Origin of the sequence: Kitasatospora sp. NPDC059327, assembly GCF_042752535.1 — a bacterium.
Taxonomy (GTDB): Bacteria; Actinomycetota; Actinomycetes; order Streptomycetales; family Streptomycetaceae; genus Kitasatospora.
Genome location: NZ_JBHYYB010000024.1, coordinates 57,369 through 63,449, shown reverse-complemented (window position 1 = coordinate 63,449; position 6,081 = coordinate 57,369). Strand labels below are relative to the sequence as shown.

Sequence of the window (6,081 nt, the reverse complement as noted above, 5' to 3'; positions counted from 1 at the left end):
GGCCCGGCGGTCCCGGCCCCCCCCGGCTAACGCCCGGCTCCTTCATGACGGGATGGTGCTACTGTCACTGTCATCATGTTGCTCAAGCTGGACCTCACGGACAGCCGCCCCCTGCACGAGCAGGTCGCGGGTGCGATCCGGCGCGCGATCGCCGAGGGCGAATGCGCGCCGGGCGACCGGCTGCCGCCCGCCCGGGAGCTCTCCCGCGCACTGGGCGTCAACGCCAACACCGTCCTGCGGGGCCTGCGCGCCCTCCGGGACGAAGGAGTACTGGAGTTCCGCCGCGGCCGGGGCGTGACCGTGGCCGGCGGCGCCGACCAACGAGCCGAACTGCTGCAACAGGCGGCCGCGTTGGTCGCCGAAGCGGCTCGCCTGGGGTACAGCAGAGTCGATCTCGTCGAACTGATCAGGAGGCTGCCGTGAGCGGCAGGGGGAACGGGAACCGAGGAGCACGGTGGAGCGCGGCGGCCTGGTCGGCCGGCGTCCTGGCAGCGCTGGTCGCGCTGCCACTGATGGCGGGCGACCGGCTGCCGGGGCGGGTGGCCACCCACTGGGGCGGGGGCGGCCGGCCGAACGGCTCGATGCCGCTCTGGGCGGTCCCGCTCTTCCCGGCCGCGCTCTGGGTGGTCCTGCTGCTGGTCCTCGCCGTGACCTTCCGGCGGGCGGCCGGTCCGCTACGGCCCTGGGCCGGTGCCACCCTGCTCTTCACCGGCGTTCTGCTCACCGGCGCGCAGATGTCCGTCGTGCAGGCCAATCTGGACCGGACCGACTGGACCGAGGCCGCCGGCATCGGCCCCTCCGTCGCCCTCACCCTGGGCGCGGCGGTACTGGCGGGCCTGCTGGGGCTGCTGGCCGGCCGGCGTGGCGTCGTGTCCACCCCGGCCCCGGCCGGTGGCCCGGTGCTCGACGTGCCCGTGGGCGAGCGGTTCGTCTGGCTCTCCTGGACGACCAACCCGTGGCTCCAACTGACCGCCGCCGTCCTCGGCCTGGCCGCGGCCGGCGCGGCGATCGCCGCCGCCGGCGGGCTGATCGGAGCGCCCTGGGCGGTGGTCGCCCCGCTCGTCCTCGTCGCCGGGGTGATGTTCGGTTGCTCCTCCGTCCAGGCCCGGGTGACACCGAAGGGCCTGGAGGTCGCCTTCGGCCCCGCGGGCTGGCCGGTCCGGCGCTGGCCGATCCAGGCCATCGAGTCGGCCCGCGTCGAGCAGCGCACTCCCGCCCAGGTCGGCGGCTGGGGCTACCGGCTGAGCGGGTTGGGCACCACCGTGATGCTCCGCCGCGGCGAATGCCTGGTCATCCACCCGCGCACGGGCGTGGAGTTCGCGGTCAGCGTCGACGACGCCGAACGCGGCGCCGCACTGCTCAACACGCTGGCCGCGCGCCGGACCACCGACTGAACGTCGCGGCGGACCGCCCGCGCGCCGGTGACGCCACAGCGAACACGCGACACCGGTCACCGCACGCCGGCCACCACACACCGGTCGCACCGAACGGGCCGGCGCACCGGTCGGATCACGGGGCACCCCGCCGAGGCGGGGTGCCCCGGCCCGTCACTGGTCCGAGTAGCTGAGGTCCCCCAGGGTCCAGCTGCTGACGTCCTCGATGGCGATGCGGTACATCCCGCCGGTGTGCGGGAGCCCGAAGCTGCCCTGAAGGATCTTGGCGAGGTGCAGGTGCAGGTGGGTCACCGGGCCGTCGGGGGGTACCACCCCGTCCGCGAAGAGCGGCGCGAACGGTTTGAGGTGGTCCGAGGCCTCCAGGACCTCGGCGACCCGTTCACGCCAGACGGTCTCGGCGGCGAGCCGCCCCGTGATGACCGCGCCGGGGACGACCACGGTGATCGGCATCTGATTACTGCCCGTCGACTCCACCATCGCGGTGATACTGATGAGCAACGGATCCGGGTTCGGCATACCGCCAGGCTAACGGACCGGGCCCGGCAGAGGCAGGGGGCCGGGGCGTGCCGCCTTCGGCCCGGCCCGGCCCGGCGCCGCGCGACGGGTCGGCCCCACCGGTCGTCGGGACGGCCGCCGGTCCCTGCCCGGACACGCCGAAAGGCCTGCACCGCGCGTCAAGCGCAGTGCAGGCCCGTGCTGTTCGGCCGGGGCCGTTCAGCGGTTCGTACTACAGGGGGCGAATGTTCTCCGCCTGCGGGCCCTTCTGGCCCTGCGTGACGTCGAACTCGACCTTCTGGCCCTCGAGCAGCTCACGGAAGCCCTGGGCGTTGATGTTCGAGTAGTGGGCGAAGACGTCCGGGCCGCCACCCTCCTGCTCGATGAAGCCGAAGCCCTTCTCCGCGTTGAACCACTTCACAGTGCCATTAGCCATAAAAATTCTCCTTGAAAGGGCAATTCCGGAGCTTCGCACCTCGCGAAGTCCCGCGTCGCCGCGATGAGGCCCACCCGAGGAAAATTCGGGAAAACAAAAATGCGCCAGCGGTTACAACCGGCAGGCGCACACAGAGTTCATGGGAACCAAAACTGCAACTGACATCGACTGTAGCAGGTGCCGGCGCGAAGCGGCGTGCTTTTCCGGGCGGGTCTGCGGCACACCGCCCGGGGCGGCGCGTGCGGCGCCACCCGACCGGCCGGAAGGATCCCGGGGGGCGCCGGCCGGGCCCGCCCACCGGGGGGGGTGGGCAGCACCCGCGTGCCGGACACCGGGCTCAGCCCAGCGGCTTGTCGAGCACCGCCTTGGTGTGGCTGAACGTCGCCAGCGAGTACTCCCCGTGGTAGTTGCCCATACCGCTCTCCCCGACGCCACCGAACGGAAGTTCGGGTACGGCCAGATGGGACACCGGCAGGCCGAAGACCAGCGCGCCGGAGGACGTCTCCTCGGCGAGCCGGCGCTTGGTCGTCTCCGACTCCGTGAAGGCGTAGAGGGCGAGCGGCTTCTCCCGGTCGGTGATGAACGCGATCGCCGCGTCCAGGTCGGCCACCTCCAGCACCGGCAGCACCGGACCGAAGATCTCCTCGCGCATCACCGGAGCCTCCGGGTCGACCCCGGCGAGCACGGTGGGCTCGATGAAGCGGGTGGCACGGTCGTGGCCACCGCCGACCACCACCCGGCCGTCGCCGAGCAGTGCGGCGAGGCGGTCGAAGTGGCGGGTATTGACGATCCGGCCGTACTCGGGGTGGGCGGCCGGGTCCTCGCCGTAGAGCGCTCGGACGGCCTCGGCCAGGTGCTCGGCCAGGGCCGGGCCGGTGCCGCCGACGGCGAGGACGTAGTCGGGGGCGACGCAGGTCTGCCCGGCATTGAGGAACTTGCCGGCGGCCAGCCGCCGCGCGGTCACCCGCAGGTCGGTGCCCGGATCGACCACCACCGGGCTCTTGCCCCCGAGTTCCAGGGTCACCGGGGTCAAGTGGCGGGCGGCGGCGGCCATCACGATCCGGCCGACCGCGCCGTTGCCGGTGTAGAAGATGTGGTCGAAGCGCTGCTCCAGCAGGGCGGTGGTCTCGGGCACCGCGCCCTCGACGACGGCCACGGCCCGCGGGTCGAGGTAGCGCGGGATCAGCCGGGCCAGGGCGGCGGAGGTGGCCGGGGCCAGCTCGCTGGGCTTGACGAGGACGGCGTTGCCGGCCGCCAGGGCGCCCACGACCGGGGCGAGGGCCAGCTGGAGCGGGTAGTTCCAGGGCGCGATGACCAGCACCACGCCGAGCGGCTCCCGGACCACCCGGGCGGTGGCCGGCCGGAACGCCTCCGGGACGGCGGCCGACCGCGGGCTCAGCCACTCGTCCAGGTGCCGGACGGTGTGGTCGAGTTCGTTGAGGGTGAAGGCGATCTCCGTGCGGTACGCCTCGGCGGGACCCTTGCCGAGGTCGGCGTGCAGCGCGGCGAGGAGTTCCTCGCTCCGCCCGGTGAGCAGCGCGCGCAGGGCGGCGAGCTGCTCCCGGCGCCAGGCGACCGGGCGGGTCCGGCCGCTCGCGAAGGCGGCGCGCAGCCCGGCGACGACGGCGGCGGGATCGGAATCGGTGAAGGCCTTCATGACAGTACTCCCGACAGGAAATTTTGAACCGCTTGATAGTTGACAACATCAAGCTTCTGTCGACAGTAGGCCGCGATGGTTGGCAAAGTCAATCATCTCCGAGCCCGGGGGGCCCGAACCCGGGCCGACCCGGACCGCACCGGCCGCGACCGCACCGGCCGCGACCACGCGAACGGCCGCCCCGCGCCCACGGGCGCCGGGCGGCCGATCCCGCCGGAGCGAGCGACCGGGCGGCCCCGGGAGCCCCCGGAGGCCGCACGGCCGGCCACCCGCTACTCGACCGTCACGCTCTTCGCCAGGTTGCGCGGCTTGTCGACATCGCGCTTCAGCTCCACAGCGGCGTGGTAGGCCAGCAGCTGGAGCGGGATGTTGAGGAGCAGCGGGTCCAACTCGGGCTCGCTCTTGGGCACCAGGACGCAGTGGTCGGCGAGCTTGGCGTCGGGCCGGCGGTGGGCGATGGCCAGCACCCGGCCGGAACGGGCCTTGATCTCGCCGAGAGTGGTGAGGTTCTTGTCCAGCAGCTCGTCGTCCGGCACCAGCGCGACGGTCGGCAGCTCGGGGCTGATCAGCGCGAGCGGGCCGTGCTTCAGCTCGCTGGCGGGGTAGGCCTCGGCGTGGACGTAGGAGATCTCCTTGAGCTTCTGCGCGCCCTCGCGGGCCACCGGGTAGCCGCGGACCCGGCCGATGAACATCATGCCCTCGGACTCGGCGTACTCGGCGGCGAGTTCGGCGATCCCGTCGCCCTGCGCGAGGATCTCGCGGATCTGGTCGGGCAGGGCCTTGAGCCCGGCCACGATCCGTCGGCCGTCGGCGGGCGAGAGGTCGTGGATGCGGCCGAAGTGCAGGGCGAGCAGCGCGAAGGCGACCACCGTCGAGGTGAAGGCCTTGGTGGAGGCGACCGAGATCTCCGGTCCGGCGTGCAGGTAGATGCCGCCGTCGCACTCGCGCGCGATGGCGCTGCCGACGGTGTTGACGACGCCGAGCACCCGCCCGCCCTTGCGCTTGATCTCCTGGACGGCCGCGAGCGTGTCGTAGGTCTCGCCGGACTGGCTGACCGCCACGTAGAGGGTGTCCGCCTCGATCACCGGATTGCGGTAGCGGAACTCCGAGGCGGGCTCGCTGTGGGCGGGGATGCGGGACAGCTCCTCGATCAGCTGGGCGCCCATCTCGCCGGCGTAGTAGGCGGAGCCGCAGCCGAGGATCTTGACCCGGCGGATCTCGCGCAGCTCGCGGGCGTCCAGGTTGAGACCGCCGAGGTGCGCGGTGGCGAACCGCTCGTCGAGCCGGCCGCTGAGGGTCCGCTCGACCGAGCCGGGCTGCTCGTGGATCTCCTTGAGCAGGAAGTGCTCGTAGCCGCCGGTGTCGTAGGAGTCGATCTCCCAGTCCACGGTGGACGGTTGGCGGTGGGTGGTGCGGGCGTCCTCGGTGAAGGTGCGGAAGCCGTCGGCGCGGACGGTGGCCAGCTCACCGTCCTCCAGGTGGACGACCTGGCGGGTGTAGCGGACGAGGGCGGAGACGTCGGAGGCGGCGAACATCTCCTTCTCACCGATGCCGAGCACGATCGGGCTGCCGTTGCGGGCGACCACGATCCGGTCGGGCTGCTCGGCGTCGAGCACGGCGATGCCGTAGGTGCCCACCACCTTGCCGAGCGCGGCACGCACCGCGTCCTCCAGCTCCGTGCCCTCCGCCGTGTGCGCCGCGATCAGGTGGGCGAGCACCTCGGTGTCGGTCTCGGAGCGGAAGACGGCGCCGTCGGCGGCCAGCCTGGCCCGCAGCTCGTCGGCGTTCTCGATGATGCCGTTGTGGACGACGGCGATGCGCTCGGCGTTGTCCAGGTGCGGGTGGGCGTTGGCGTCGCTGGGCACGCCGTGGGTCGCCCAACGGGTGTGGCCGATGCCGGTGCCGCCCTTGAACCGGGCGGGCACGACCGCCGCGAGGTCGGCGACCCGGCCCTTGACCTTGCGGACCTTGAGGCCGCCGGTGCGGCCGGCGACGGCCACGCCGGCCGAGTCGTAGCCGCGGTACTCCAGCCGAGCCAGGCCCTCCAGCAGGAAGGGGGTCGCGTCCTTGGGGCCGATGTAGGCCACGATTCCGCACAT

The 6,081-nt window shown here is 72.8% G+C and carries 6 protein-coding genes; 2 read left to right on the top strand and 4 right to left on the bottom strand.

Features of this window, described 5'->3' with window-relative positions:
- Positions 1-75 precede the first annotated feature (75 nt).
- Positions 76-423 (top strand): GntR family transcriptional regulator, encoded by a 348-nt coding sequence (locus ACFXHB_RS17195; RefSeq protein ID WP_380575089.1) that lies wholly within the window; start codon positions 76-78, stop codon positions 421-423.
- Positions 420-1,394 (top strand): DUF1648 domain-containing protein, encoded by a 975-nt coding sequence (locus tag ACFXHB_RS17190; RefSeq protein ID WP_380575087.1) that lies wholly within the window; start codon positions 420-422, stop codon positions 1,392-1,394. The genes ACFXHB_RS17195 and ACFXHB_RS17190 overlap by 4 nt, the downstream gene beginning before the upstream one ends.
- Positions 1,395-1,547: 153 nt before the next feature.
- Here the strand turns inward: ACFXHB_RS17190 and ACFXHB_RS17185 are convergent, their stop codons facing one another.
- The 4 genes from ACFXHB_RS17185 to glmS form a co-directional block, all read right to left on the bottom strand.
- Positions 1,548-1,910 carry a hypothetical protein gene (locus ACFXHB_RS17185; protein ID WP_380575086.1) on the bottom strand — a complete coding sequence of 121 codons (363 nt, stop codon included), beginning with the start codon at positions 1,908-1,910 and terminating at the stop codon, positions 1,548-1,550.
- Between the two features lie 211 nt (positions 1,911-2,121).
- A complete protein-coding gene (locus tag ACFXHB_RS17180) occupies positions 2,122-2,325 on the bottom strand; it encodes a cold-shock protein (RefSeq protein ID WP_042388274.1) in 204 nt (67 codons plus the stop codon).
- Positions 2,326-2,662: 337 nt separating this feature from the next.
- On the bottom strand, positions 2,663-3,982 hold the full coding sequence (locus tag ACFXHB_RS17175; protein ID WP_380575085.1) for an aldehyde dehydrogenase family protein: 1,320 nt from the start codon (positions 3,980-3,982) through the stop codon (positions 2,663-2,665).
- Positions 3,983-4,254: 272 nt separating this feature from the next.
- A complete protein-coding gene (glmS, locus tag ACFXHB_RS17170; RefSeq protein ID WP_380575083.1) occupies positions 4,255-6,081 on the bottom strand; it encodes a glutamine--fructose-6-phosphate transaminase (isomerizing) in 1,827 nt (608 codons plus the stop codon).

Excerpts from the sequence above, each read along its gene's own strand:
- ACFXHB_RS17195 (WP_380575089.1), top strand. The coding sequence starts at position 76 with ATGTTGCTCAAGCTGGACCTCACGGACAGCCGCCCCCTGCACGAGCAG.
- ACFXHB_RS17185 (WP_380575086.1), bottom strand. The coding sequence starts at position 1,910 with ATGCCGAACCCGGATCCGTTGCTCATCAGTATCACCGCGATGGTGGAG.
- ACFXHB_RS17180 (WP_042388274.1), bottom strand. The coding sequence starts at position 2,325 with ATGGCTAATGGCACTGTGAAGTGGTTCAACGCGGAGAAGGGCTTCGGC.
- ACFXHB_RS17175 (WP_380575085.1), bottom strand. The coding sequence starts at position 3,982 with ATGAAGGCCTTCACCGATTCCGATCCCGCCGCCGTCGTCGCCGGGCTG.
- glmS (WP_380575083.1), bottom strand. The coding sequence starts at position 6,081 with ATGTGCGGAATCGTGGCCTACATCGGCCCCAAGGACGCGACCCCCTTC.